Below are 26,893 nucleotides of genomic sequence, written 5' to 3'. Positions count from 1 at the left end.
GTTTTCAAGCGTTTTAGGAAAAATAATTCTTAAATTTAGTGTTGTAACTCAATCAAAATATTCTTTTATTTATAGGGGTAATTATTTATTATTCTTGAAGTCAAATCCTAATCTCTCATCTTTCCAATCACATTGAGATAGTTCTTCTATAAATGGGCAACCTCCCATACAAGTTTTTTGAAAGGAACAAGAATTACATCCATTATCTAGAATATTATTTCTATACTTTTTAAAAAATTCATTATTTTTCCATATATCTAGCATACTATGTTCTTTTAAATCTCCAAACCAATTATTATTTGTCATAAACGAACAAGGCATCATCCTTAAATTTTCATCTATAAAAGCAGAAAATCTTCCAGCATCACAACCCTCATAAAAATTAGAGTTTACATCTAAATATTTTACAACTCCCGAAATACTACAACTATCAAAACCTATTTTTAATACATTCTTATTTTCTTTTACGAGACCATAAAACTTTTTTATCTTATCAGTATCTTTCAGCAATAAAGATAAATCAGGTTTTCTGCCGATAGGCTTATAGTTTAAAAAAATTAGTGAATTAATACCCTCAAGAAATTTAGGTGTCTCTTCCAACCAAGAAATTGCTATATCAATAGTTTTACTATCGGTTACGAAATGTACATTAGCTTTAATATCATATTCAAATAATTTTTCAAGATATTTTCTAAAATCTGAATAAGGTTCATAAGCACTTATAGCAACAGAACCGCATAACTCTTTAGTTGCTTTAAGAATTTCAGGGGTTAACCCTCTACCATTAGTTGTATAGCAAGGAACAATACCATATTTTACAGTAGTCTCTAATATTTTTATAAATTCAGGATGTTGATTTGGATTTCCTCCGCCAAGAGCGACTTGAAAAACATCAAGTTCTTTAGCTTGCTTCATTATTAATTCATAATCTTCTAAAAGCATATGTTTTCCTTTAGGAGTAGAATTTCTATAGCAAAAACTACATCCCTGATCACACCAATTAGTAATACTAATATCTAAAAGTTCAGGTCCATGTTCAGCCCAAAGAGGTTCAGGAAAGCCTTTATCTTCAGCTCTAACAAAATAGCCAGTTTTTTTATTAAAAATTACTGAATAGTTTTGTTTTGGATATTTTTTAAAAACTACATTTGGATTACCAACCATCTTCTTGTGCATTTATATATAAGTTATTGCTTTCAATAATAAATTCATCAGTACAAAAGAAACTCTCTATATCATTATGGTCACTACTTAATTGCCCTGAATATACTTTTTTATCATTAGATTCAGCCTCCAAAATTAAAGGAAGCATTTCCTCTCCATTTTTCCAAAAATAACCTTTAACAAATTCTTCAAAAGTATCATAACTTTTATGATGATTTTCATAAAGTTCTCTTATTGGGGTCATATCATTTTTAAAAGAATAAAATAATTCTCGATATATATCTACAAATTCAGAATCATTATTAATACCTACAGCCTCAATAAATTCTTTAAGATTGAATTCTCCATCAGAAATAATTACAAATGAAGTAGATGAACTATTAGTTACAAAATCATATCTTATTTTCATATTTCTTGCTTTAAAATTTTAGTAATTCTTTTATACATAGTTTCGGAAGTGATAAATGTAGGTATTGAATAATCCCCATAGGAATGGTCATCCTTTCTATATATTTTACAATTAGGAAATTTGTTTTTCTTTTTAATAAGTTTTTTAATTTCCTTAAACTCTAAGTTATATTTTTTGAATAAATAAACTTCAAAAGTTTTATATTCAAAAGAATAATATTTCTCATATTCATTTTCTACATCAATTAATTCAGAATAAATAGAATTATGAATTCTTGTAAACATATCAAGAGAATACCCCTTATTCGCTCCAACAATTTCTAAGAATTTTTCTTTTGATAATTTTGGATTTAATAACCAAAAAGCTTTATAAAAATCATAAGCTAATACCATATCTTTCAATAAATTTAGTTATTTCATTTTTTAAGACTTCATTTTTAGCATTCATTATTTTTCTCAATTTAAGAGTAGCTATTTCAACATTCTTAAAATAATATTTCTCAAAAAGTTCTTTTACACTATAACTTCTATCGTTTAAAAACATATAAATTAATAATTCAAATAGCTTATGTCTATTTTCATTATTAACCCATCCTGAATATAATTTCTCCGTTAAAAAACTTAAAATATCATCTTGGTCAATTTTATCATATCTATAATTTGATGTTCCAAAATTTTCTGAGAAATTTAGTCTATACTCGTCTTCATTCATTTCTAATAATGAATCAAATAGAAAATCAATGTTTAAATTTTTCACATTTCCATTATTTATTAGATTCATAATAATTTTCTTTTTTGGAATAGACGCATCAAATAACATTTCTTTTAGGGTGTCTTTATCTTCTACAGAAATATCCTCATCGTTTACATTGAAAATACATTTAGCAAACACATTTTTAAACCATATTTGAGCACTTATGGCACTTTTTAAATCGGAATTAGTACTTTTTCTTGATTTATAAAATAAAAATGTACTACAACCCTCCATTAATGGAGAATCTTTTTTTACCTCATTTAATAGAAAGTCGGTAAATTCTTTTTTAGAATTAACATATACATCATGGATTAGGAAATCAGAAATTAAAAAATCTCTAAATTCATCAAAAGTAAAATTTACAACTTCACTAGAACCAAAAATGGAATTACCATAATCAATCAAATCACGTTTAATTAAAATATTTTCATCCAAAAAACGAACATATAGTTCCTTATCATCTCGAGAGTCTAAAATTTCATCTAAAACAATATTTGTATATTGTTTTTTTTCAATCATCCTCTTTACAACTTTTTTAATAAAGTTTCTAATGTCAAACGAACCTATAAGACTTGAACCATTAGAATTATTTAAACGATTATTAATTTCGGCAGTCTTTTTTGTATAATAATTATTAAATAGTTCTTCTTTGTATATATTGTCAATAATATCTAAATCACTATTCTCGTATGTTTCACAAAATATTCTAAATAATAAAAAATTTGATAATAATTGCCCTTTTACACCTTTATTAATATGTTGATAATTAATATTAAAATGGTCAATGTAATTATTGAAGAATTTATCTAATATTTTGCCATCAAGATTTCTTTCCATAAGTGAATCTATAATGGTTAAAGTATTAGAAAATTTAGAATTTTCGAGGTTTATAAAATTATCTTTGTAATATTCACTTCTACAACTTAAAACTATTTTTACAAATTCATATTTCTGCATATCAGAAATAAACAATTCTAAACTAGTAGAGAAAATTTTGGTGTTGTAGTTTTCATTTATTCCATCAATAATAATTACAAAATATTCATTCTTTTCTTTACAAATTTCTTCCGCAACATCTAAAATATCTAAAAAAGTAATATTATCGTCATCAGGGAAAATCCTTTTAATGATTGATTGCCTTATATCATCAGATTTAATTTCAATACCAGTTAAAAAGACAGTGAGGACATTTTTTTTCAAAAGAAAATTCTCTACAAAATCACATAAGAAATTAGTTTTTCCTTGCCCAGCCATTTCGATTATCAGAATTACTTTAGATTTAAAATATATTAAATCATCAACTAAATCTCTTATTTTAGATTCAAACTGACTTCTTATATTTCCTAATCTGAGATGGTTTCCAATGAAGTCTTTTTTCGATTCCAAATGCTGATGTAAGCGATTAAAAAAATCAAGTGAATTATTTATTTCTAAATTCTCCTTTTCTTTTAAAAAATGTTCTATCTCTAATGAAAAAGGAGGCTCAGATTTTTTTTCAAGAATTAAATTCAAATACCTAAAGTCTAAAACCTCAATTACGTCAAATATTTTATCTAAATAAAAAATTGGGGAACAGGAATATCTTAAATAATCTTTTTGATTACCAACTTCCAAAAAAGTATTTTTTAAGTATTTACCAGAATTAATTTGAGCATCAAGTTGAGCTTCGTTTTGATTTCTCAAAGCAGAAATTAATTCATCTTTCAAAATTATTCTTTTCTCAATTATAGTTTGATTTTCTACAAGAGTAATTTTAGAGTTTTTGTTCCTATTAATATTAATTATTTTAATATTTGGTAATCTTATTTTCTTAAAAAAATTCAAATCCATTAACTTAATCTCTTGTTTTAATTTTTATTTCAGAATCTTTATTTTTATTAGCTTTTATTGTATCACCTTTAGATACATCCATATCTAATTTAGTTCTAACATTTTTATTAACTTTTAAAGCAGAATTTATTTTGCCTTCTAGTAAAAGTACTATTAGGGTAGAAAGTTGACCTAAAGCCGAAATTAAAGGTTCGTCTTCATAATTTTTTAAATACCACTTTATAGAAAGTAGAATCATTACGATATTAATAATTATCAATATAGTTTTAACAGCTTTACTCATTTTTTTACAATATAAGGTTATAACTGATAAATATAGGTAATTTTCTCAAAGTTAAACTAATAAAGCGGACTAAATAACTTTCTTCGTGTTATCTAATTCCGCTTTATATTTATTTTAGCTTGCCTTTGTTTAGTTGAATTTTTTTATAATTTCAAACCTTTCCATTTATTATTATTTGAAAAAATATTAGTAAAATTCTAGTCAGTATTTTAAATCTTAAAAGCTCTTGCAATTTTTTAAATTAGTTGCTTTCATTTTTTTGAACTAAAATTTACGTTAGTCATTATATCTTTCATTTTACCAACATTTACACCAGTGTAAGCATAAGTTTGGCTTAATTTTTTATGCCCCATCATTTTAGAAATATAAAAAACGTTTACATTATTATTTAGAAGAGTAGTACCGAAAGTATGACGACCAATATGAAAATGAAGCTCTTTTTTTATTTTAGCAATTTCACCAATTTTTTTCAAATATCGATTTACAGTTTGGTTTTCAATTTTAGGAAAAATATTTTCGTCTTCTTTCCTCTTGCTATAAAACCTACATATAATTTTTTTAGCTTGTAAATTAACAGGTACTTTTAAATCAACGTTAGTTTTAACTTGTTTTAGTGTAATAATTCCATTTTTATAATTTTCTTTTTTTAGAGCAACCACATCGCTAAAACGCATTCCAGTATAACAACTGAAAAGAAACATACATCGAGTTAGTTCATACTGTTTTTTTGAGGATAAATCGCAAATTTCAATTAGATGTATTTCAGCAGGAGTTAAATAAATTTCACTAGTATTGGGAGAAACATTTTGAAAACCTTTCCAAGATTCATTTTTTACAACGCCTAATTTCAAAGCTTCTTTTAAAGTCGTTTTTAGAAATTTAATCATATTGTATCTACCACTTTTAGTCTCTATTAAATAGTTGTCAAACTCAACCATAAAGGAATAATTTATTTCAGAAATTTTTAGATTAGGCTTAAAATGGTTCAATTTTTTTTCAAGAGTTACGTAATGGACTTGAGTACTTTCTTTTATAGTTTTAAAATGGCGTTTACAAAACGATTTATAAAATTTAGAAAATAATACGTCGTCCTCGTTTACAGATTTTCCATTCCAAAAGTTATTAATGTCAGCTTTAGTAAGTGGTTTTCCAAAACTTTTACTCTCTCTAATAAAATCTTCAAGATTTTGCTTCCTTTTTTTAATTATTGCATTCAGGTTACCATAACCTTTTCCAATACCTTGCTCGGTATTTTTATCCCAATGCTTAACTTGTATAAATTCAGATAAGGATAATTTTTGAGTTACATTATTACGTTGTAATACAATATAAATAGGACAAGTTTCGTCTTTTCTAATCTTGTCCATTCTTAAAACCGCTTTCACGGTAAAGTAATTTGTTTCCATTTTTTATATAATTTAGGAATTAGTACTTTATGTTATAACTCTAGTAAGAGTTTTAATAAGTTCTAATATTTCGGCTAAAGTATAAATAAAAACTTACAAATAATAATTAAATAATTGATATAGTGGCATTTGGAGTGTTTACCAAAAAAACAAAATTTAACACTTTTAACATTTAGATAAAGTAAAATCCTTTGTTTTTATCAATCAAAATATAGGTTAAGCAACTTTTTGAATTAATAAATTAGAATATTTTAGTAATGTAAATTTACAACAAACATCCCCTAGGACTTCCCCTATTATTTTTCAACCATTGTAAAGTGTAGTAATTACTCAAAATATCTGGATAGGTTCGAGTCCCGTCCAGACCGCAACATTGTTTAAAAGCCTTTTCGTAATGGAAAGGCTTTTTTTATGCAATAAATGCAGGTTTGCAAAACAAATCTATCTCCTCTTAGACAAACTAAATTATTTCTCAAATCCCACGTTTTAAGATTAACCCATTAATCTATTTTAATCCTACCCTAATTCATTCAGAAAAACAAAAAAGCCTCAAAAATCGAATGATTTTCAAGGCTTTTTAAACTTAAACTGTGGTCCCACCTGGGCTCGAACCAGGGACCACCTGATTATGAGTCAGGTGCTCTAACCAGCTGAGCTATAGGACCGGTTAAGAGTTTGCAATATTACTACATTTTTTTTATTGTCACAAGTATTTTTAGAGTAGATTTTCGAATATTTTAACCAATAAATAGAATCTGTTTTGAAAAGAACTGATTATGAATTGACTAAATTTTATTTTATTTATTTAATTTCCTGACATAATTCAATTAATACACCATTAGTACCTTTTGGATGTAAAAAAGCAACCAATTTATTGTCGGCTCCTTTTTTTGGCGTTTCATTTAAAACAATAAAACCTTCTGATTTGAGGCGCTCGATTTCGGAAACAATATCTTCTACATCAAAAGCGATGTGATGGATTCCCTCTCCTTTTTTTTCTAGAAACTTAGCTATTGGACTTTCTGGATTGGTAGCTTCAAGAAGTTCAATTTTATTAGGACCATTCATAAAGAAAGATGTTTTTACACCTTCGCTCGCTACTTCTTCTTGTTTATACGATGGTGCGCCAAATAGTTTTTCAAATAATAAATTGGACACTTCGAGGCTTTTTACTGCTATACCAATATGTTCTATTTTTCTCATTAGTTGTAGTTTTATGTTTCTTATTTGGGAAACACTACAAAAGAAAACTATTGTATCTCTTGTAGCCCTGATGGAAGTGGAAAGCCTTTTGTAATAAAATTGATTTTTTTCCTGGACAAAAAGAGCGACCAACGGAAGCTCCTTTTTGTCCTTGGAAAAAACAATTTTATAAAAAAGCTTGTAACGTACAGCAGGAAATTGCTCCTTATTATTTGTTGATCAATTTTTCAGTTTTTATTATTTTGGCAATTCGGTAAATCCCATGTTAAAGAGCGTAAACGCTTGTATATCGCAGGCTTCTTGTATGGTTGCTGTCACGGATTTTCCTGCTCCATGACCTGCATTGATGTCGATTCTAATTAAAACTGGATTATCTCCTGTTTGTTTTTCCTGTAACTCGGCAGCAAACTTAAAGCTGTGTGCCGGAACTACTCTATCGTCATGATCACCTGTAGTAACCATCGTTGCCGGGTATTTAACCCCTGCTTTCACATTAGCTACCGGAGAATATCCTTTAATATATTCGAACATTTCCTTACTGTCTGCCGAAGTGCCATAATCGAAAGCCCAACCCGCACCCGCAGTAAAGGTGTGATAACGCAACATATCCATCACTCCTACCGCCGGCAAGGCAACTTTCATTAAATCGGGACGTTGTGTCATGGTAGCTCCTACCAGCAATCCCCCATTAGACCCTCCACGAATAGCAAGAAAACTGGATGAAGTATATTTTTTGGCAATTAAATATTCGGCTGCAGCGATGAAATCATCAAAAACATTTTGCTTTTGCATTTTGGTTCCTGCATCGTGCCATTTTTTACCGTATTCTCCTCCTCCTCGTAAGTTGGCCACGGCGTAAATACCACCATTTTCCATCCAAACAGCATTGGCAATGCTAAAACTTGGTGTTAGACTGATATTAAATCCGCCATATCCATATAGAATTGTCGGGTTTTTCCCGTTGAGTTTTACTCCTTTTTTATGAGTGATAATCATTGGGATTTTAGTACCATCTTTTGAAGTATAAAATATTTGCGAAGAAACGTAGTTCTCACTTTCAAAATCTACTTTTGGTTTATCGTACACCGTTGATTTACCTGTTTGCGCCTCAAAAGAATAAATAGTCCCTGGCGTTATGTAATTGGTAAATGAATAATACAATATCTTTTCATCTAATTTACCTCCAAAACCAGACGCAGTTCCTAATCCTGGCAACTTAATATCAAGTACTAATTTGCCCGCCAAATCATATTGCTTAACAACAGACACAGCATCTTTCATATAATTAGCAAAGAAACAACCACCGCCTGTTGCTATTGTCAAAACATTTTCGGTTTCGGCAATAACGTCTTTCCAGTTTTCTGGCTTCGGATTGTTTACATCTACACTTACGACGCGCTTATTTGGAGCGTTTAAATCGGTAACTATAAACAACTTTCCTCCTACGTTTTCAACGATATGATTATCACTATTAAAATTATCTACAATCGTCACAATAGGACTATTTGGCTTGGTTAAATCCTGAATATACAATTCATTTCCGTAAGTAGAATTTGATGCCGAAATTACGAGATAATGATTGTCCTCGGTAACACCTCCACCTACATAGCGTCGTTTTATGTCTGCCCCAAAAATAACCTGATCTTCTTTTTGAGCTGTTCCTAACTTATGGTAATACAATTTATGTTGGTCGGTTTTTGCCGATAGTTCGCTTCCTTTGGGTTTGTCATAACTGGAGTAATAGAATCCTTCGTTTTCTTTCCAAGACACACCACTAAACTTAATATCTACCAAAGTATCTTCTATAATCTTGAAATTATTGACATCCATCAAAATTACTTTTCGCCAATCACTTCCTCCTTCAGATATTGCATATGCTACTTTCGAACCATCTTTAGAGAAATCTACGCCTCCTAATGATGTTGTTCCTAATTTTGAAAAAGTGTTAGGATCTAGGAAAATTTCTTCTTTCCCATTAGCGTCTTTTCGATACAAAACTGATTGATTTTGTAATCCGTTGTTTTTGTAATAATAAATAAATTTCCCTTCTTTGGACGGAGCACTTATTTTTTCATAGTTCCAAAGCTTTTCGAGTCTTGTTTTTAAAGCATTTCTAAAAGGGATTTTTGATAAATAATCATACGTAACTTTGTTTTCTTCTTTGACCCAAGCAGCAGTTTCAGCAGATTTATCGTCTTCAAGCCAACGATAAGGATCACTTACTTTAGTATCGAAATAAACATCAACTGTCTCTCCTTTTTTTGTTTCAGGATAGGTTATCGGATTCCCTTTTGAGTATTGCCCAAAAGAAGCGATTGAAGTAGATACAGCCATAAGAAATAGTGTTTTTTTCATTTTGATATTCATTGGAGTTTCCAACAAAAATAGAAAAAGTTTATTGGTTATGTGCTCGTAAAAGAGTTAAAAAAGGAACACTGATTTCACAAGTCAATACTTTGAAATAATTATTGTTTTTTGGCAGAAATAGAAAAAAGGTTGCTCTAAAATTAGAACAACCTTTTGTATTTCGTGGAGAATATCGGATTCGAACCGACCACCTCTTGCCTGCCAGGCAAGCGCTCTAGCCAAATGAGCTAATCCCCCAAAACGATTGGGCAAATATAACATTTAATTATAGGAATATGCAAATTTCAAAAAGACTATTCTGTTAATCTAAAAATAATCCATTTTGCTTCCTTTACTTTTTTAACTTTACATCAAAATACGCCTTATGTTAACATCTGATAAAACTGGAACACTCTTAACAACAATCGAAAACAAAATAGCTACAGTGCAGTTTGGACATCCTGCCAGCAACTCTTTTCCAAGAGTATTACTGGATCGATTGACTAATGAACTTATTTATTTGAGTGACAACGCAGCTGTTTCCGTAATTATTTTAAAAAGTGAAGGTACGGGTACTTTTTGTGCGGGTGCCTCATTTGACGAATTATTAGCTGTAAGCACCTTTGAAGAAGGAACTCGATTTTTTACTGGTTTTGCCAATTTGATCAATGCGATGCGTACGTGCAAAAAAATAATTATAGGACGTATTCAGGGTAAAGCCGTTGGCGGAGGTGTTGGTATCATTGCCGCTTGTGATTATGCTTTGGCAACTCTAGAATGCAGTATTAAATTATCAGAATTAGCTATTGGAATTGGTCCTTTTGTCATAGAACCAGCCGTAAGCAGAAAAATAGGTAAAATAGCAATGTCCGAAATGACCTTGGCTGCACATGAATGGAAAACAGCTTCATGGGCTTTTCAAAAGGGATTATATGCAAAAGTTCTGGAAACAAAAGAAGAACTTGATCTAGAAGTAGACCTTTTTACAAGAAAACTAGCCCATTACAACCCAGAAGCTCTTTTGGAAATGAAAAAAATATTTTGGGAAGGAACAACTAATTGGGACAAATTATTAAAAGAAAGAGCTGCTATTTCTGGAAAATTAGTTCTTTCGGATTTTACAAAAAATGCTTTAATAAAATAACAATGACACTTTTCATAACATTACTTCAAAAAGTAAACATTGAAGAAAAAATTAAAAACGCACCCAATAATGGTTATGAAATTGGTGTGCTCATTGGTTCCTATATTCCGTTTGTTATACTAGTAGTGCTAGCTTACTGGACATATAGTCGTGCCAAAAAACGAAAAGAGTAACTTATAAAATAATCACTTTTTGAAAAAAATATTTCTTTTTGGAATTGCTCTCTGTTTCTTTGTTTCCTGTCAACAACAAGAACAGCCTATAATCTCTTTTTACTATTGGAAAACTATTTTTAGACTTTCACCAACAGAAAAAGACTGTTTGACTGCCAATCAAGTTCAGAGACTTTATATTCGGTATTTTGATATAGATTTAAACCCAAACACTAAAGAAGCCTATCCAAGAAGCCCAATCCGATTTGAAGATAAAATCTATAATTTTAAAATAATACCAGTAGTATATATCAAAAACAGAGTGATGCTGGACTCAAAATTAAACGTATCGGATTTAGCTCAAAAAACAAATAATTTCATTCAACAAATCAACTTAAAAAACAAAATCAGTATTCAAGAAATTCAAATTGATTGCGATTGGACTCTTGAAAGCAAAGACAATTATTTGCGATTTATTGAAGCATTCAAAAAAATTTCAAATAAAAAACTCTCAGCAACCATACGCCTACATCAAATAAAATATTTTAAAAAAACAAAGATCCCAAATGTAGACAGAGGCATTTTAATGTACTACAACATGGGCACAATAGCTCCCGATTCACTGAATTCTATTTACGATCGCAATATTGCAAACCGCTATTTAGCAAGCCTAAAAAACTATCCTCTATCTATAAACATTGCATTACCTATTTATTCATGGGGCATTCATACAAGAGAAGGGAAAATAATTGGACTAAGAAACAAAATTGATATTGATAATTTAAAAAATAACAGTAGTTTTGTTCCTACAAAAAATAATTGGTTTAGTTGTAAAAAATCTATTTTCATGAATAGTGTTTTTTACAAAGAAAATGACCAATTAAAGTTAGAAACGATATCACAAAATGATTTGCTAGAAATGGCAAATGATCTCAAAGAAAATACAACTCAAAATCCGAAAGAAATTATCTTTTACGATTTAGACGAATTCAATTTAAAAAATTATGAAAAAGACATTTTTAAAGAAGTTATTAATTGCTTTTAGTGGGCTTACTCTTTTAGTTTACGGAACTATTTATGCTTGCGCTGATGGCGATTGGGGTTGGTCATTTGATTCCAATTTTACTCCAGAAACTTTTGTGGATAAGTCCTATTCGCCTCTATTTTTATCTAATGATATCTTCTACGGAATTGGTTTCGACACTGAACATCTTACAAGATTCAACAATGAAAATGTAAAAGACTGGTCAGCCTATTTGGAAGGTAAAATTAACGAAAAAGACTTAACCTTTTTCTTAGCAGATTCCAGCAGTGCCGATGTTTCTAATCTATTCATGTATTACAAAAAAAGCAAAGCAAATAAAACATCTGAAAAATGGAATAAAAAAATAAAATTAGATGATTCTAAAACCAAAGACTTTATACTATTTTTAAATGATGCTCAAACCATTGAAACCTATTCTACCCAGCGATTCGATTCTTGGAATTACGATGAGACTGTAAAAAGAGAAGTTATCTCCGACCTTAAATTGATCAAGTCACTAGAACAAAAATATAATGATGCCAAAGATCCTTTTCTTAAAAACAGGTATTGGTTTCTAACAATCAAAGCCAATTTTTACAGTGCTCAACAAGAAAATACGGTAACTTTCTTTAATCAAACCGAAAAATTAACACCAAAAAACACTCTTTACTACAGAGCATTGGCTTACATAGCTGGAATTGAATACCAACAAAAGCATTATGCAAAATCTAACTTTTTATACAGTAAAGTATTTGACAAATGTCCAACAATGCGTGTTGTTTCTGCCTATTGTTTTCACCCTCAACAAGAAAAAGATTGGAAACAATCCTTAGCTATGGCTAAAACCGATGATGAAAAAACTGCTCTTTGGGCCATTCAAGGTTATTATAATGATGAAGAAAAAGCTATTACCGAAATCTATAAAATACAACCAAAAAATCAACATATCGATTATTTATTAACCCGATTAATCAATAATCAAGAGAACAAAATAGACCGTTCCTTTAAAGACAAAACTGTTCTTGAAAACAAAAAAAGAGCCAAAGACAGCATTCGTAAATCGACTATCAATTTGGTTACCAAAATCGCACAATCCAACAAAACATCGCAACCCTATTTATGGAATGTAGCCGCTGGTTATTTAGAAACCTTGAACGGAAATTTCAAACAAGCCGAAAAGGATTTTAATGAAGCCGAAAACAAAATGCCAAAAACTCCTTTGGCCATAAGTCAAGTACGCCTATTGAAGTTTGTAAACAACCTCAGCAAAATAGACCAACTTAACCCCGAAAACGAAAAAACTATTTTGGACGATTTATCATGGTTGTATTTGGAACTGCCTAAAAATCCAATTGATAATTTTCGATATGAAAATGCTACAGCTTGGAGTCAAAACTATTTGGCTGCATTATACCGTTCACAAAAAAATACGGTAATGACCGAGATTTTCAATCATGAATCTAACTTTTATGATAACGAAAAACAACTTCTCGATATGAAAGCCTTTTTATCCAAAACAAACAAAACCGAAATCGAAAAAATTGGCGCATCAATTTATTCTGTAAAACTAGCTGATATAAACTATTTTCAAGGAACGAAAGCCGCTTTTCAAAATAAAATTCCCGAAGCTATAGCCTTTATGAAGCAAGCAGAAGGTCAGGAAAACACTGCATTCTATGGAAATCCATTTCTAGGAAACATTAAAGATTGTCACGATTGTGAACATCAAGCCGTTCAAAAAAAGAAATACACTATACTTGATTTTCTAACCATTATTCAAAAATTACAGGACAATGTCACCAAACAAACTGACGTGTACAACAACAGTGTCTTACTTGGAAATGCTTTTTACAACATCTCACACTTTGGTAATGGCCGATTATTTTACGAAGGAAATATTGCTGGATCTGGTTCTACACCCGATTTTTTTAGAGATCCCATTCGAGACATGATTACCAATTGTTCTTTGTCGAAAGCCTATTATCAAAAAGCGTTTACAGCCGCCAAAAACGATGAGCAAAAAGCCAAAACACAATACATGATTGCCAAATGCGAGCGCAACGATTATTATAATAAAAAATACTATTCGCTTAATTTATCCACTTGGGACATTCAGGACGATAAAAGCAACTTTATCGCTTGGCAGGGATTCAAAAACATTAAAGCTAATTATCCAAAAACCAAATATTATAAAGAAATCATAAAGGAGTGTGGGTATTTCAGAACCTATGTTCAAAAATAATTCTAAAGTCCACTAGGGCATGCCTGTATTTCAATAAAAGGGTTAATATTCGTTACAAGGTAACTTGCTGCTATCCCTCATGCGACACACAAGAACTTTAGACTAAACTAAAAAATCAGGAATGTGCCATCGCCATACAAATAATACTAATTTTTACATCTGGAATTTTCAGCAAAGCTTTCGAACAAGCTTCGAGAGTAGCTCCTGTAGTAATTACATCGTCAATAAGTAAATAGTGTTTCCCTTTATCATTCTCATCATAAACTACATCAAAAACAGTTTGAATACCATCCATTCGTCCCAAAAGATTTTTCTTTGATTGAGTTTTAGAATATACTTTTCGCATTAAAATTGTATCATTCAGAGGAATTTCAAAACTCTTGGACAATGCCAAACCAAAATTCGTCACCTGATTGTATCCACGCTCTTTCAATCGCTTTTTATGCAAGGGAACCGGAATAATAGCATCTACATTTTTCATAATACTACAATTTTCTAAATCGGCAGCACACCACTCTCCCAAAAAAGTTCCTATTTCTTCATGTCCTTTGTATTTTAGGTTATGAATCATTTCCTGAACCATTCCTTTTTTATTAAAATACAAAAATGCCGAAACATATTCTACTGGAATCCTACCATAAAACCTTTTAAAAGCTTCATTTTCGGGATTCAAATGATGATTAGTCAAAGGTAACTCATGTCTGCAAACGGTACAAACCACATATTCATTGGAACCTATAAATGATTTACAACCAGCACAAACCTTTGGGAAAAACAAATTAATCAAGGAATTAAGCATAAAAAAATTGATTTATCCATAAAAATAAGAAATCCACAACTTCAAACTTCATTTTTTTTCTTTTTTTAATTTCACTTTTTATATTTTTGCACCACTATGGCAAAACAAGAAGATTTATTTAAGAATGTGGTTTCGCACGCAAAAGAGTACGGATTTATTTTTCCGTCTAGCGAAGTATACGATGGATTGAGTGCTGTTTATGATTATGCACAAAACGGAGTAGAATTAAAAAAGAACATACGCGAATATTGGTGGAAATCGATGGTTCAAATGAACGAGAACATCGTAGGACTAGATGCGGCAATTTTGATGCACCCAACAACTTGGAAAGCATCAGGTCACGTAGACGCCTTCAATGATCCATTGATAGATAACAAAGATTCGAAAAAAAGATATAGAGCTGACGTTTTGGTTGAAGATTATGCGGAAAAGCTTAATGTGAAGGCTAAAAAAGAAATTGAAAAAGCAAAAGCTCGTTTTGGTGATGCTTTCAACGAAGAAGAATTTGTTACAACAAATCCACGTGTAGTTGAATATTTGGCGAAAGAAAGAGAAATTCTGGAAAGACTTGCTAAAGGAATGAGCGAAGATCTTCAAGATGTAAAAGCATTAATTGAAGAACTTGAAATCGCTGATCCTGAAACTGGTTCTAGAAACTGGACAGATGTAAAGCAATTTAACTTAATGTTCGGAACAAAACTTGGTGCTTCAGCAGATTCTGCAATGGATTTGTATTTACGCCCAGAAACAGCTCAGGGTATTTTTGTGAATTTCTTGAATGTGCAAAAATCAGGAAGAATGAAAGTTCCTTTTGGAATTGCTCAAACTGGAAAAGCGTTTAGAAACGAAATTGTTGCTAGACAATTCATCTTCCGTATGCGTGAATTTGAACAAATGGAGATGCAATTTTTTGTACGTCCAGGCGAAGAAATGCAATGGTATGAACACTGGAAAACAACTCGTTTAAACTGGCATTTATCTCTTGGTTTAGGAAAAGAAAATTACCGTTTTCACGATCACGAAAAATTAGCGCATTATGCAAATGCTGCCGCTGATATTGAGTTTAATTTCCCTTTTGGATTCAAAGAATTAGAAGGAATACACTCTCGTACAGATTTTGATTTAAAAGCACACGAACAATTCTCTGGAAGAAAATTACAATATTTTGATCCTGAATTAAATGAAAACTATGTTCCTTATGTAGTAGAAACTTCAGTTGGTTTAGACAGAATGTTCTTAGCTGTTTTCGCAACTTCGTTAAAAGAAGAAACATTAGAAGATGGTTCTACAAGAACAGTTTTAAAATTACCATCAGTTTTAGCTCCAACAAAAGCAGCGGTTTTACCATTAGTTAAAAAAGATGGTTTACCAGAAATTTCTAAAAAAATAATCGAAGATTTAAAATGGGATTTCAATGTAGCTTATGATGAAAAAGATGCAGTAGGAAGACGTTACAGAAGACAAGATGCTTTAGGAACGCCATTCTGTATAACTGTAGATCATCAAACAATCGAAGACCAAACAGTAACGATTCGTCACAGAGATACGATGAAACAAGACCGCGTAGCAATTGCCGATTTGAAATCAATTATAGAAGATGAAGTTTCAATGAAAAATTGGTTAATGAAAATGTAATTTTCTCAATAATTATCTAAAAATGCTTCTCATCTGAGAAGCATTTTTTTTGCCTTGAAACCAAAAAAAACACTTTACAATTTCCGTATATCTTTAGTTTACAATTAAATACCGTCAAAATTCTTTACCCTTTTTGATTTATTTATAATAAAAAAACATAACTTTGAGTGTTTTTTATTTTATTATTTGCAATAATTATTTATTCCCCCAATACTAATTATTATTTTAACACAAATATATTAAGTAGAAAACCCATATATTTATAAAAAAGATATAGGATACCGTATTGAAATTAAGTCCCAAAAAAATGAATTACACCTACATTATTATTGATGATGATCCTGAAAGTGTTTTGAAAACAAAGGCAATGGCCGATGAATTTTCAGAATTGAACTTTCTTGGTTCTGCTGATAATTATGCAGATGGTGTAAATCTAATTTTAGAACATATGCCAAGGCTCATTTTTTTGGAAATTGATCCTAATGACAAGAACAGTAATTTATCCCTGCAATTAATCAATGGGTTATTAATGTATTTGAAAGATTTACCAAAAATTGTTATTACAACTAAGAAAAAGGATTTTGCCTTCGACTGTATTAAATATGAAGTAATTGATTATTTATTAAAACCATTACTAGTTATTGATTTTGTAAAATTGATTCATAAATTGAATAAAACAAATGCAGAAGACGAAATAGTGCTTGTTCAAAATCCTAATTCCACAGAAAAACAAAATCTGGAAAAAATTGAATCAAGAAATAGTAAAAAATCATTCATACTATGCGTCAAATCCTATGGCGATCACAGATACATTGATTCTGACGAAATTTGCTATTTCCAAGCAGATAATAATTCAACAGATATCCATTTAAAAAATGGGGAAATGATAACCGCATTCAAAACTCTAAAACATTTTGAATCTGTATTGTCTAATCCTTTTATAAGAATACACAATAGCTACATTGTAAATCGTAATTATATTTCTAGAATTCACACTGGAAACTCGTTATGCTACATTAAGAAAACTACTATAAAACTCCCTTTTTCAAAGTCTTACAAAACGAATATTGATTTTATAATTAATGAATTTGCCAATGAAAATTATATCGAAACTTAAGAAATAGTCATTTGCTCAAATTTGACATCCATTCACTATCAAACGAGCATCATTGACCATAAACGCCTCTTTTTAAATTGTTTATTGTGGCTTACTGTTTAGTTTTACAAAAGAATTCCAACACAAACGGAATCAAAAACGTAAAAAAAAACAACAACATAAAGCCCAGAAATCATGAAAAAAGCTATCTTAACTATCGGATTATTTACATTAGTATTGGCATCAACTTCATTTGCCTCTCCAAAAAATTCAACTTCTTTAATTGCTGATAATACAATAATAACATCTATCGATGGAACCGGTGGACAATCAACAGGAAATAACAAAAAAGTAGATTACAACAATAACACTCTTAGAACTCAAATAACCAATATTGATGGTACTGGCGGACAGTCAACAGGAAATAATAAAAAAGTAGACTAAAAAACAAATCAAAAATATAGAAAGAGGCTGTCAAAAAATTGACAGCTTTTTTTATATGAAAAGTTTTAGTATTTTTGATATAATTCAGAAACTACTATTGAAAAAAAATTACTACATACTATTTATTTTTTTTACTATTTTGATTGGTTGTACCAAAAATAAAATAGGTAATAAGAACAACATCCCATCCAGAGACAGTCTTTCTATTTTTCTTACTTTAGCAAATGACGATCATTTACCAAATGTTTACAAAAAAAAATACAATCAAAAAGCTTTAGCAATTATTTTGAATCAAAAAGATGATTCAATTAATAAAGTCAACTTATTCAAAATAGCAAACCGCTATTACAATATGAACGATACAAAAGGATACTTTAATACATCTAAACTTATTCTAGAGCGTTCAAAAAATAGTCATGACACAGTCAATATTGCTAAAGCATACACCTATCTTGGAGATTATTATGTTACAAAATCCGTTTCAGACAGCGCATTTTACTGTTACTATAAAGCGGAGAAATTGTATATAAAACTCAACGACAATTATAATATTGCTAAAACAAGAATTAGTAAAGCTAACCTACGATACAATGAAAATGATTTTTCAGACAGTGAACTTACCGTTTTTAAAGCTCTGAGAGTTCTAAAACAAATAAAAGCCAATGATTTACTATATGATTCCTATAATCTTTTAGGCATTCTATATAATGAACGTGAGGAATATGGTAAGGCACTTGAATTTCACAACAAAGCCTTAACTAGTATCGATGGAAAATCAATACCATCCATTTTTCAATCGAAAGCAACTTCTCTAAATAATATGGGTTATGTATATGTAAATTTAAAAAATTACAAACAGGCCAAAAATTATTTTGAAGAGGCACTAAAACAAGAAAACCTATTTATAGAAAAACCAATTCTATATGCCATGTTACTTGATAATTTGGCTTATGCCAAATTTAAACTTAATGAGAAAAATGAACTGCCAGCCTTGTTTTACAAAGCCCTTAAAATTAGAGATAGTTTACACCTTACATCGGGGATTATTATTAACAAAACACATTTATCCGAATACTATGCAGCTCAAAATGATATTTTAAAAGCAACACAATACGCAAAAGAAGCACTTATTCTATCCCGCAGTACCAATCGACTGAGAAGCATACTAGAATCTCTCAAGCAAATGGGAACTGTAGATCCTAAAAATGCCGCAACATATTCGAAAGAATACATTCTTATTAATGACCGCTTACAAAAAGCAGAACGTAAAATGGGTGAAAAATTCTCGCGGATAGAATATGAAACGGATGAAATCAAAGTAGAAAATACCAATTTAGAAGGTCAGAATAAAAAACTTTTGCTAATATTTGGATCTTTTATTATCTTGGCTATACTGTTGTACATAATTAATAATCAAAAAGTTAAGCAGAGAGAATTATTATTCAAACAACAACAACAACAAGCCAATGCTGAAATTTATAATTTATTAATCAATCAACAAAACACTATAGAAATAAATAGCATTAAAGAAAAAAAGAGAGTTGCAAGAGAACTACATGATGGAGTTCTAGGTAGATTATTTGGAGTTCGAATCAATCTAGATGGTTTAAACAAAATTAAGGACGACTCTGGAATCGAAATGCGATTAAACTATTTAACCGAACTAAAAAACATAGAGCAAGATATTCGTGAAATATCTCACAACCTTAATAGAGAAAAATCAGAATTAATTAATAACTTCGTAGCAATAGTAACTAATTTATTTGAAGAACAGAAAAAAACATATCCTACAAAGTTTTTAGCCCATATAGATCCTGCTATAAAGTGGGATTCTATTGATAATACTGATAAAATTAATATATATCGTATTCTTCAAGAATCGCTTCAAAATTGCAACAAATATGCTAATGCAACAAAGATAAAAGTAGAATTCAAAAAACAAAATGACAGTTTAGTATTAAAAATTAGTGATGATGGCGTAGGATTTAACATTAATCGAGCCAAAAAAGGAATAGGTCTCCAAAATATAAAAACGAGAACTATAGAATGTGAAGGAACCCTAGAAATAAAAACAAAAAAAGAAGAAGGTACCTCTATAACGTTAGTAATTCCAATCAAGAAAACACAAAAACCTACAGCATAATGACAGTTGATTCAAATGTAGAAAAGTTAATTAAAAAGAACATTTTAATTGTAGATGACCATCCTTTTATAATTGACGGATATAAAAACGCTATCACCCGTTATAAACCTGATCTTTATGAATATTCATTTACTCAAGGTAAAGACTGTAAAACTGGTTATGATATTGTTATAAATCCAGAAATACCTCCTTTTGATGTTGCTTTCTTAGATATAAGTATGCCTGTCTATGAAGAAAAAGGGATACATTCTGGCGAAGATTTAGCCAAATTAATTATGGAATACATGCCCAATTGCAAAATAATTTTGCTCACCATGTACACCGAATTACTCAAAATAAAAAATATAATCGACACCATAAATCCAGCTGGATTGGTAATCAAAAATGATTTAACCTTTGATGAGTTGCTTTTTGGTTTTGATATCATATTGAAAGATGAGATTTATTATAGTCATTCTGTTATTAAAATGGCCAATCAAAACAATAATGATATTGACGGAATTGATCAATTTGATAAATTAATTTTATTTCATATTTCTAAAGGAACTAAAACCAAAGATATTCCACAGTACATTCCTATTTCCTTACATGCTATTGAACGTCGAAAAGATAATCTCAAAGAATTATTTAAAATAGAGGAAGGAAGCGACGTTGATTTAATTAGGGAAGCTAAAAACAGAGGAATTATTTTTTAAATACCTTTAATAAATAAAAAAACGATACTTAAATAGTATCGTTTTTTTTTAAATATCATTTGTGATTTAAAGTGCTTTATTCACTTATAGCGTCCCAACCTCTAGCTTTTAAAGGTATCCTAGTATTCGCACGAGTAACTAAATGTACCCCTTCGCTTTCTTGAGTCATGTGACCAATTATAGAGAAGTTCGGATTTCCTTTTATTTTATCAAAATCTTCCATAGCAATGGTAAAAAGTAATTCATAATCCTCACCTCCGTTGATTGCTACAGTTGTACTATCAATATTAAACTCTTCGCAAGTTGAAATAAATTGAGGATCTATTGGCAACTTATCTTCATATAAATTACAACCCACGCCTGATTGTTTACACAAATGCATAATCTCTGAAGACAATCCATCCGAGATATCAATCATCGATGTAGGTTTTATTTCTAAAGCGTGTAATAACGTACGCACGTCTTTACGGGCTTCAGGTTTTAATTGTCGTTCAATTAAATACGTATAGGCATCTAAATCGGGCTGTGAATTTGGATTGACTTGAAAAACTTGTTTCTCTCTCTCCAATACTTGTAATCCCATGTAAGCGGCACCAATATCACCAGTAACCACCAATAAATCAGTTTGTTTGGCTCCATTTCTATAAACAATTTCGTTTTCATCCGCTTCACCAAGAGCAGTAATGCTAATAATTAATCCTTTTTGAGAAGAAGTTGTATCTCCACCAATTACATCTATTTTATATTCTTGTGCTGCATGGGCAATTCCTTCATACAATTCCTCTAATGCTTCCAATGGAAAACGATTAGAAACTGCAATAGAAACTGTAATTTGCGTTGCTCTTGCATTCATTGCGCAAATATCCGATACATTTACAACTACGGCTTTGTATCCTAAATGTTTTAATGGCACGTAAGCTAAATCAAAATGCACGCCTTCAATCAACAAATCAGTAGAAACAACTACTTTCTTTTCTTTGAAATCCAGCACTGCAGCGTCGTCACCAATTCCTTTTAGTGTAGAAGGCTGAGTTATTTCAAATTTATTAGTTAAATGGTCTATCAAACCAAATTCTCCTAATTGTGCTATGCTAGTGCGTTGTGGGTTTTTATCTTCAATCATGATTATGAGAGGAACGAAGCAATTACTTCATTCAGTATTATTGATTTTACAAAATTTTGTGGTTGCAAATATACAAAGAAATATTCGCGTTCTTTTGGATGGCTTTTCATGATTTTTTTTGCATCTTTAGTATTCAAAACATCAAAAAATGAATTCATACGATATAATTACTTTAACAGTAAATCCTGCCTTAGACAAAAGCACTCATTTTAAAGGTTTGGTTGCTGAACAAAAAATCCGTTGTGCACAACCAAGATTTGATGCTGGAGGAGGCGGAATCAATGTTTCTAAAGCTATTTCTCGTTTGGGCGGTGCCTCTTTAGCAATTTTCACATCTGGAGGTCCTATGGGTAAAATGCTAGAAGAATTAGTTTCTAAAGAATCTATTCCATTTCAAGCTATTCCTATTCAAACTTGGACAAGAGAAAGTTTTGTAGCCGTTGATGAGAATACCAATTCACAATATCGTTTTGGCTTTACCGGAGGAGAAATCACCAATGAAGAAGAACAAGCTGTACTGGATGCAGTTGCCAATTCAAAGTCAAATTTTTTGGTTGCGAGTGGAAGCCTGAACGAAGGTTTATCCTCTGATTTTTATCAAAAAATAGCTAAAATTGCCAAACAAACTGGAGCAAAATTAATTGTCGATACTTCGGGAGAAGCCTTAGCAAAAGTACTCGAAACAGGTGCTTATTTAATTAAACCCAACGTTGGAGAACTAGCTAAATTAGTAGGTGTTGAGCGATTAGAAATGGAAGAAGTAAACGATGCTGCTAAACAAATCATTGCCAAAGGTGGAGCCGAAATTGTGGTAGTTTCTCTTGGACCACAAGGTGCAGTTTTGGTAACTAAAGATACTTATGAATTTGTTCCTGCTCCCAATGTAGCCAAAAAGAGTACCGTTGGTGCTGGTGACAGTATGGTTGGAGGAATGGTTTGGGCACTTTCGCAAAATAAAAGCTTGAAAGAAGTAATTCGTTGGGGAGTTGCCTGCGGTTCTGCCGCAACAATGAACGAAGGAACCCAATTATTTAAAGGTTCAGATGCACAGCGATTATTTGATTGGTTAAAGGATAAATAACTTTTTTTGAAAAAATAAAAACCTACTGACAAACTGTTGTCACCAACCCTCTCTAATTTTGAAGAAGTAAAAAATCAAATACTTTAAAATTATGAAAACGTTAGCAACACAAGTTATTACTCCTGAAGATTTATTGAAACACTGGCAAGGACATCGCGCTCTTACAAGACGTATCATCGAGGCTTTTCCAGATAAAGATTTTTTCGAATTCTCGCTAGGAGGAATGAGACCATTTGCAAAATTAGTTGATGAATTTTTGGCAATGGGAGCCCCAGCCATGAAAGGAATTATTAACAAAAGTACGGACCCTTATACTGAGTCATCTGAAAATTTGATTTTTAAAGCGCAATATCTTGAAAAATGGGATGAAGCAACTTTAGAAATTAATAAATACTGGCACCAATTGACTATTGAAGATTTTAATGAAACTTTCAATTTGTTTGGCCTTTATAATTTTCCCGTAATTCAGAATATCATGTATTTAATTGACAACGAAATACACCACCGCGGACAAGGTTATGTGTATTTAAGAGCCTTAGGAATTGACCCTCCTTTTTTCTGGGAAAGATAAAAATTTAAAGCTCCAAAAATGAAATATTCATTTTTGGAGCTTTTTTTATAAAAGCCGCTGTTTGTTTCGTTCCAGTAAATCGAGAATTTTTGTTTTTAAACTTTCTGGTTCCAATACCGTAGCATAATCACCAAACATGACATACCAACGTGAAAATCCTTCCAGAGAATCACAAGACATAAAAGTCATTTCGATTTTATCATCGATTTTCTGTTCAGAAATAAAGCCGTGGTATTTCCGTTCGGATGTCAAATAATGTGCTATTTTTTTCTCAACAAGAATTCGGATTTTAATCGTCGAAATGGTTTTTTCTTTATCCAAATAAGTCTCTAAGGAATTATGTTCTAACGAAAAAGGGATTTCAGTTTTTTTGATTTCGTGAATACGATCTGCCCGAAATTGTCTGTAATCTTTGCGTAAATGACAATAACCTAGAAAGTACCAATTGTTGTTATCATGAAATACACCAACGGGTTCGATTTTTCGTTCTGTAATTTTATCAGAATTTAACGCCTCGTAAGAAAGGCAAATTTGTGTTTTCTCGGCAATACTTTCAAAAAGAGTTGCTAAAGTATTTGGAGATTTATCATTAAAAAGCTTTTCCGAAGATTGCATCAAAATACTCGATTCAATGCTAGAAACCCAATCTTTATCATCACTTCGAAGCACTGCTTTTAGCTTGTACATCGCCGAAGCATAATGATTCCCCAGAATTGTATCTGTAAATTTCTGCATTAATTTTTCAGCTGCAATAAAACTGCTGGCTTCTTCACGGGTAAACATCACTGGTGGCAATCGGTAACCATCCATTAGAGCATAACCAACTCCAGCTTCACTGTAAATAGGAACTCCCGAAGCTTCTAATGTTCTTATATCACGATAAATGGTTCGTAAACTTACCTCAAAACGATCAGCCAATTCCTGTGCTTTTACAATCTTTTTAGATTGCAATTGAATAAGAATAGCAACAATGCGGTCAAATCGCTTAGGAGTTTCGTCGAGCATTTTTTTAAAGTTTCTAAGTTTGAAAGAGGCTAAGTTACTAAGTTTAAAAATAGAATTAAAACAAAAAAACCTGACAATTTTTACATCATCAGGTTTCTCTTTATTCTATTCTCTTTATTCTATTCTCTAGATAAAAGATTAATCATTCAATTTCAAAACAGCCATAAATGCCTCTTGAGGAATCTCAACGTTTCCAACTAAACGCATTCTCTTTTTACCTTTTTTCTGTTTTTCAAGTAATTTACGTTTACGAGAAATATCCCCACCATAACATTTAGCGGTAACGTCTTTTCTTAAAGCTTTTATCGTTTCACGAGAGATAACTTTCACACCAATTGCAGCTTGAACCGGAATGTCAAATTGCTGACGTGGAATCAATTCTTTCAATTTCTCACACATCTTTTTACCAATCGAATAAGCATTATCAACGTGCATTAAAGAAGACAAAGCATCTACGATTGTAGCATTCAACAAAATATCTACTTTAACCAAATTAGAAGTTTTCATTCCAATTGGTGTATAATCAAAAGAAGCATATCCTTTAGAAACAGTTTTCAAACGGTCGTAAAAGTCAAATACAATCTCTGCCAACGGCATGTCAAAAGTCAATTCTACACGTTCTGTGGTCAAATATGTTTGGTTGGTAATCAAACCACGTTTTTCAATACATAAACTCATTACATTCCCAACATAATCAGCTTTTGTAATGATTGTTGCTTTTATAAAAGGTTCTTCAACGTGATCTAAACGAGACGGTTCGGGCAAGTCCGAAGGGTTGTTTACAATTAAAACAGTAGTTGGATCCTTTTTGGTAAACGCATGATACGAAACGTTGGGAACCGTAGTAATAACCGTCATATTAAACTCTCTCTCCAAACGCTCTTGAATGATTTCCATGTGTAACATTCCTAAGAACCCACAACGGAAACCAAATCCTAATGCTGCCGAACTTTCTGGCAAAAACACCAATGAAGCATCATTCAACTGTAATTTCTCCATAGAGTTTCTCAACTCTTCATAATCTTCGGTATCTACAGGATAAATTCCAGCAAATACCATTGGTTTTACATCTTCAAAACCAGTAATTACATTGGTAGTTGGCGTTTTGGCATCTGTTAAAGTATCACCTACTTTTACTTCTTTCGCCTCTTTAATACCCGAAATCAAATAACCAACATCACCTGCTGAAATTACTTGTTTCGGAACTTGATTCAGTTTCAACGTACCAATTTCATCAGCAAAATATTCATTGCCGGTAGCCATGAATTTAATTTTTTGCCCTTTCTTAATTTCTCCATTTTTCACACGGAAAATAACTTCAATTCCTCTAAAAGGATTGTAATGTGAATCAAAAATCAAAGCCTGAAGTGGCTCGTCCTTATTCCCAGATGGAGGCGGAATTTTTTCAATAATCGCTGCCAATATATTTTCAACACCAAAACCAGTTTTACCAGAAGCATGAATAATATCCTCCAATTTACACCCAAGTAAATCAATAATATCGTCACTAACTTCCTCAGGATTGGCACTTGGTAAATCCACTTTATTCAAAACCGGAATAATTTCCAAGTCATTTTCCAATGCCAAATACAAATTTGAAATCGTTTGTGCCTGAATACTCTGCGCCGCATCTACAATTAAAAGTGCTCCTTCACAAGCTGCAATCGAACGAGAAACCTCGTAAGAAAAATCAACATGTCCAGGAGTATCAATCAAGTTCAGGACATATTCCTGACCTTGGTAAGTATATTCCATTTGTATCGCGTGACTCTTAATTGTAATTCCACGTTCACGCTCCAAGTCCATATTATCAAGCAATTGCGCCTTTTCTTCACGAGCCGTAACCGTCTGAGTTGCCCCAAGTAAACGGTCAGCCAATGTACTTTTCCCGTGATCAATATGTGCAATAATGCAAAAATTTCTAATATGTTTCATTTTATCTAAATATCAATATTATATGTCATAATCATTTGGGCGTTACCACAAGGGTCGGGCTATCCGTTAGAAGTCCTCACAAAGTTCCGCTAACGCTACACTTTGCTGTGGGCTTTCCACTGCTATCCCTCACGCAATCCCGTCATTACTACAATTAATCTGCAAATATACGCTAAATTCAATAGTTTCAAAGCTTCACAACTACAAACTCCGAACAAACATTTTTATTTTAGGAAGCTATCAGTCAATTATTTACTGGTTTTTTACAAATTTTCAAAAACTAAATCTGTGTTTATCTATTTTATCAGCCTCATCTGTAACCTATTTTTCAGTTACATATTTAAGCACTAAATAGTTTATAATTAAGGCTTTCCTTACCATCTTTTGTCTTTCCACTTAAAAACAGTAAT

Annotated in this window: 24 protein-coding genes and 2 tRNA genes; 11 read left to right on the top strand and 15 right to left on the bottom strand. The window is 31.1% G+C overall.

All coding sequences use genetic code 11. The features are described 5' to 3' along the window. Positions 1 to 81: 81 nt before the first annotated feature. The 10 genes from CLU82_RS10405 to CLU82_RS10360 form a co-directional block, all read right to left on the bottom strand. On the bottom strand, positions 82 to 1,164 hold the full coding sequence (locus CLU82_RS10405) for a radical SAM/SPASM domain-containing protein (RefSeq protein ID WP_232735239.1): 1,083 nt from the start codon (positions 1,162 to 1,164) through the stop codon (positions 82 to 84). Continuing rightward, on the bottom strand, positions 1,154 to 1,573 hold the full coding sequence (locus CLU82_RS10400) for a hypothetical protein (protein WP_100843033.1): 420 nt from the start codon (positions 1,571 to 1,573) through the stop codon (positions 1,154 to 1,156). Before CLU82_RS10400 ends, CLU82_RS10405 begins: the two co-directional genes overlap by 11 nt. Then, the gene (locus CLU82_RS10395; protein ID WP_100843032.1) at positions 1,570 to 1,965 is read right to left on the bottom strand and encodes a hypothetical protein; all 396 of its coding nucleotides are present in this window, start codon (positions 1,963 to 1,965) and stop codon (positions 1,570 to 1,572) included. Before CLU82_RS10395 ends, CLU82_RS10400 begins: the two co-directional genes overlap by 4 nt. After that, positions 1,949 to 4,156: a hypothetical protein gene (locus CLU82_RS10390; RefSeq protein ID WP_100843031.1), complete on the bottom strand. Its 2,208-nt coding sequence runs from the start codon at positions 4,154 to 4,156 to the stop codon at positions 1,949 to 1,951. Before CLU82_RS10390 ends, CLU82_RS10395 begins: the two co-directional genes overlap by 17 nt. Before the next feature lie 4 nt (positions 4,157 to 4,160). Further along, a complete protein-coding gene (locus tag CLU82_RS10385; RefSeq protein WP_100843030.1) occupies positions 4,161 to 4,439 on the bottom strand; it encodes a hypothetical protein in 279 nt (92 codons plus the stop codon). A gap of 251 nt (positions 4,440 to 4,690) precedes the next feature. Continuing rightward, positions 4,691 to 5,845: a site-specific integrase gene (locus CLU82_RS10380; RefSeq protein ID WP_100843029.1), complete on the bottom strand. Its 1,155-nt coding sequence runs from the start codon at positions 5,843 to 5,845 to the stop codon at positions 4,691 to 4,693. A gap of 591 nt (positions 5,846 to 6,436) precedes the next feature. Further along, positions 6,437 to 6,510 (bottom strand) — tRNA-Ile (locus CLU82_RS10375). A gap of 136 nt (positions 6,511 to 6,646) precedes the next feature. After that, entirely contained in the window at positions 6,647 to 7,048 is a 402-nt protein-coding gene (gene mce, locus CLU82_RS10370; protein WP_100843028.1) for a methylmalonyl-CoA epimerase, read from the bottom strand. Positions 7,049 to 7,285: 237 nt separating this feature from the next. Next, positions 7,286 to 9,382: a prolyl oligopeptidase family protein gene (locus tag CLU82_RS10365; RefSeq protein WP_232735298.1), complete on the bottom strand. Its 2,097-nt coding sequence runs from the start codon at positions 9,380 to 9,382 to the stop codon at positions 7,286 to 7,288. Positions 9,383 to 9,578: 196 nt separating this feature from the next. Further along, positions 9,579 to 9,652, bottom strand: a tRNA-Ala gene (locus CLU82_RS10360). Positions 9,653 to 9,779: 127 nt separating this feature from the next. On the opposite strand from CLU82_RS10360, the gene CLU82_RS10355 reads away from it, so the two are divergent. Genes CLU82_RS10355 through CLU82_RS10345 form a run of 4 tightly spaced genes read left to right on the top strand, consistent with a single transcriptional unit; the run spans position 9,780 to position 13,956 of the window. Next, the gene (locus tag CLU82_RS10355) at positions 9,780 to 10,538 is read left to right on the top strand and encodes an enoyl-CoA hydratase/isomerase family protein (protein ID WP_100843027.1); all 759 of its coding nucleotides are present in this window, start codon (positions 9,780 to 9,782) and stop codon (positions 10,536 to 10,538) included. A 2-nt stretch (positions 10,539 to 10,540) separates the two neighbouring features. Continuing rightward, complete coding sequence (locus tag CLU82_RS20860) at positions 10,541 to 10,711, top strand: hypothetical protein (protein ID WP_198520213.1); 171 nt, start codon at positions 10,541 to 10,543, stop codon at positions 10,709 to 10,711. 19 nt (positions 10,712 to 10,730) lie between these two features. After that, positions 10,731 to 11,735, top strand: coding sequence for a hypothetical protein (locus CLU82_RS10350; RefSeq protein WP_100843026.1), 1,005 nt, complete (start codon positions 10,731 to 10,733; stop codon positions 11,733 to 11,735). Continuing rightward, positions 11,695 to 13,956 carry a hypothetical protein gene (locus CLU82_RS10345; RefSeq protein ID WP_100843025.1) on the top strand — a complete coding sequence of 754 codons (2,262 nt, stop codon included), beginning with the start codon at positions 11,695 to 11,697 and terminating at the stop codon, positions 13,954 to 13,956. Before CLU82_RS10350 ends, CLU82_RS10345 begins: the two co-directional genes overlap by 41 nt. Before the next feature lie 115 nt (positions 13,957 to 14,071). Here CLU82_RS10345 and CLU82_RS10340 read toward each other — a convergent pair whose 3' ends face one another. Beyond that, a complete protein-coding gene (locus CLU82_RS10340; protein WP_100843024.1) occupies positions 14,072 to 14,755 on the bottom strand; it encodes a ComF family protein in 684 nt (227 codons plus the stop codon). Positions 14,756 to 14,851: 96 nt separating this feature from the next. Between CLU82_RS10340 and CLU82_RS10335 the strand changes: the two genes are divergently transcribed. From CLU82_RS10335 to CLU82_RS10315, 5 genes are all read left to right on the top strand, one after another. After that, complete coding sequence (locus CLU82_RS10335; RefSeq protein WP_100843023.1) at positions 14,852 to 16,390, top strand: glycine--tRNA ligase; 1,539 nt, start codon at positions 14,852 to 14,854, stop codon at positions 16,388 to 16,390. A gap of 307 nt (positions 16,391 to 16,697) precedes the next feature. Continuing rightward, entirely contained in the window at positions 16,698 to 17,507 is an 810-nt protein-coding gene (locus tag CLU82_RS10330) for a LytTR family DNA-binding domain-containing protein (RefSeq protein ID WP_100843022.1), read from the top strand. 174 nt (positions 17,508 to 17,681) lie between these two features. Further along, positions 17,682 to 17,930, top strand: coding sequence for a hypothetical protein (locus CLU82_RS10325; RefSeq protein WP_100843021.1), 249 nt, complete (start codon positions 17,682 to 17,684; stop codon positions 17,928 to 17,930). Between the two features lie 352 nt (positions 17,931 to 18,282). Further along, positions 18,283 to 20,073, top strand: coding sequence for an ATP-binding protein (locus CLU82_RS10320; protein WP_232735238.1), 1,791 nt, complete (start codon positions 18,283 to 18,285; stop codon positions 20,071 to 20,073). After that, positions 20,073 to 20,768 (top strand): response regulator, encoded by a 696-nt coding sequence (locus CLU82_RS10315; protein WP_100843019.1) that lies wholly within the window; start codon positions 20,073 to 20,075, stop codon positions 20,766 to 20,768. The genes CLU82_RS10320 and CLU82_RS10315 overlap by 1 nt, the downstream gene beginning before the upstream one ends. A gap of 76 nt (positions 20,769 to 20,844) precedes the next feature. Here the strand turns inward: CLU82_RS10315 and thiL are convergent, their stop codons facing one another. Beyond that, entirely contained in the window at positions 20,845 to 21,891 is a 1,047-nt protein-coding gene (thiL, locus tag CLU82_RS10310; RefSeq protein WP_100843018.1) for a thiamine-phosphate kinase, read from the bottom strand. A 2-nt stretch (positions 21,892 to 21,893) separates the two neighbouring features. Next, positions 21,894 to 22,049 (bottom strand): hypothetical protein, encoded by a 156-nt coding sequence (locus CLU82_RS20720; protein WP_157813343.1) that lies wholly within the window; start codon positions 22,047 to 22,049, stop codon positions 21,894 to 21,896. Between CLU82_RS20720 and CLU82_RS10305 the strand changes: the two genes are divergently transcribed. Beyond that, entirely contained in the window at positions 22,040 to 22,972 is a 933-nt protein-coding gene (locus tag CLU82_RS10305; protein ID WP_100843017.1) for a 1-phosphofructokinase family hexose kinase, read from the top strand. The genes CLU82_RS20720 and CLU82_RS10305 overlap by 10 nt on opposite strands. Before the next feature lie 91 nt (positions 22,973 to 23,063). Then, the gene (locus tag CLU82_RS10300) at positions 23,064 to 23,543 is read left to right on the top strand and encodes a DinB family protein (RefSeq protein ID WP_100843016.1); all 480 of its coding nucleotides are present in this window, start codon (positions 23,064 to 23,066) and stop codon (positions 23,541 to 23,543) included. A gap of 45 nt (positions 23,544 to 23,588) precedes the next feature. Here CLU82_RS10300 and CLU82_RS10295 read toward each other — a convergent pair whose 3' ends face one another. Together CLU82_RS10295 and lepA are read right to left on the bottom strand one after the other, a co-directional pair. Next, entirely contained in the window at positions 23,589 to 24,548 is a 960-nt protein-coding gene (locus CLU82_RS10295; protein WP_100843015.1) for a YafY family protein, read from the bottom strand. 138 nt (positions 24,549 to 24,686) lie between these two features. Next, positions 24,687 to 26,483, bottom strand: a complete 1,797-nt coding sequence (lepA, locus tag CLU82_RS10290) for a translation elongation factor 4 (protein WP_100843014.1) — start codon at positions 26,481 to 26,483, stop codon at positions 24,687 to 24,689. Between the last annotated feature and the right edge of the window lie 410 nt (positions 26,484 to 26,893).

Source organism: Flavobacterium sp. 5, assembly GCF_002813295.1.
Lineage (GTDB): Bacteria > Bacteroidota > Bacteroidia > Flavobacteriales > Flavobacteriaceae > Flavobacterium.
Note: the sequence above shows the minus strand (reverse complement) of the source record. Positions and strands in the feature narration are given on the sequence as shown.

Excerpts from the sequence above, each read along its gene's own strand:
- CLU82_RS10405 (WP_232735239.1), bottom strand. The coding sequence starts at position 1,164 with ATGGTTGGTAATCCAAATGTAGTTTTTAAAAAATATCCAAAACAAAAC.
- CLU82_RS10400 (WP_100843033.1), bottom strand. The coding sequence starts at position 1,573 with ATGAAAATAAGATATGATTTTGTAACTAATAGTTCATCTACTTCATTT.
- CLU82_RS10395 (WP_100843032.1), bottom strand. The coding sequence starts at position 1,965 with ATGGTATTAGCTTATGATTTTTATAAAGCTTTTTGGTTATTAAATCCA.
- CLU82_RS10390 (WP_100843031.1), bottom strand. The coding sequence starts at position 4,156 with ATGGATTTGAATTTTTTTAAGAAAATAAGATTACCAAATATTAAAATA.
- CLU82_RS10385 (WP_100843030.1), bottom strand. The coding sequence starts at position 4,439 with ATGAGTAAAGCTGTTAAAACTATATTGATAATTATTAATATCGTAATG.
- CLU82_RS10380 (WP_100843029.1), bottom strand. The coding sequence starts at position 5,845 with ATGGAAACAAATTACTTTACCGTGAAAGCGGTTTTAAGAATGGACAAG.
- mce (WP_100843028.1), bottom strand. The coding sequence starts at position 7,048 with ATGAGAAAAATAGAACATATTGGTATAGCAGTAAAAAGCCTCGAAGTG.
- CLU82_RS10365 (WP_232735298.1), bottom strand. The coding sequence starts at position 9,382 with ATGGCTGTATCTACTTCAATCGCTTCTTTTGGGCAATACTCAAAAGGG.
- CLU82_RS10355 (WP_100843027.1), top strand. The coding sequence starts at position 9,780 with ATGTTAACATCTGATAAAACTGGAACACTCTTAACAACAATCGAAAAC.
- CLU82_RS20860 (WP_198520213.1), top strand. The coding sequence starts at position 10,541 with ATGACACTTTTCATAACATTACTTCAAAAAGTAAACATTGAAGAAAAA.
- CLU82_RS10345 (WP_100843025.1), top strand. The coding sequence starts at position 11,695 with ATGAAAAAGACATTTTTAAAGAAGTTATTAATTGCTTTTAGTGGGCTT.
- CLU82_RS10340 (WP_100843024.1), bottom strand. The coding sequence starts at position 14,755 with ATGCTTAATTCCTTGATTAATTTGTTTTTCCCAAAGGTTTGTGCTGGT.
- CLU82_RS10335 (WP_100843023.1), top strand. The coding sequence starts at position 14,852 with ATGGCAAAACAAGAAGATTTATTTAAGAATGTGGTTTCGCACGCAAAA.
- CLU82_RS10330 (WP_100843022.1), top strand. The coding sequence starts at position 16,698 with ATGAATTACACCTACATTATTATTGATGATGATCCTGAAAGTGTTTTG.
- CLU82_RS10325 (WP_100843021.1), top strand. The coding sequence starts at position 17,682 with ATGAAAAAAGCTATCTTAACTATCGGATTATTTACATTAGTATTGGCA.
- CLU82_RS10320 (WP_232735238.1), top strand. The coding sequence starts at position 18,283 with ATGAACGATACAAAAGGATACTTTAATACATCTAAACTTATTCTAGAG.
- CLU82_RS10315 (WP_100843019.1), top strand. The coding sequence starts at position 20,073 with ATGACAGTTGATTCAAATGTAGAAAAGTTAATTAAAAAGAACATTTTA.
- thiL (WP_100843018.1), bottom strand. The coding sequence starts at position 21,891 with ATGATTGAAGATAAAAACCCACAACGCACTAGCATAGCACAATTAGGA.
- CLU82_RS10305 (WP_100843017.1), top strand. The coding sequence starts at position 22,040 with ATGAATTCATACGATATAATTACTTTAACAGTAAATCCTGCCTTAGAC.
- CLU82_RS20720 (WP_157813343.1), bottom strand. The coding sequence starts at position 22,049 with ATGAATTCATTTTTTGATGTTTTGAATACTAAAGATGCAAAAAAAATC.
- CLU82_RS10300 (WP_100843016.1), top strand. The coding sequence starts at position 23,064 with ATGAAAACGTTAGCAACACAAGTTATTACTCCTGAAGATTTATTGAAA.
- CLU82_RS10295 (WP_100843015.1), bottom strand. The coding sequence starts at position 24,548 with ATGCTCGACGAAACTCCTAAGCGATTTGACCGCATTGTTGCTATTCTT.
- lepA (WP_100843014.1), bottom strand. The coding sequence starts at position 26,483 with ATGAAACATATTAGAAATTTTTGCATTATTGCACATATTGATCACGGG.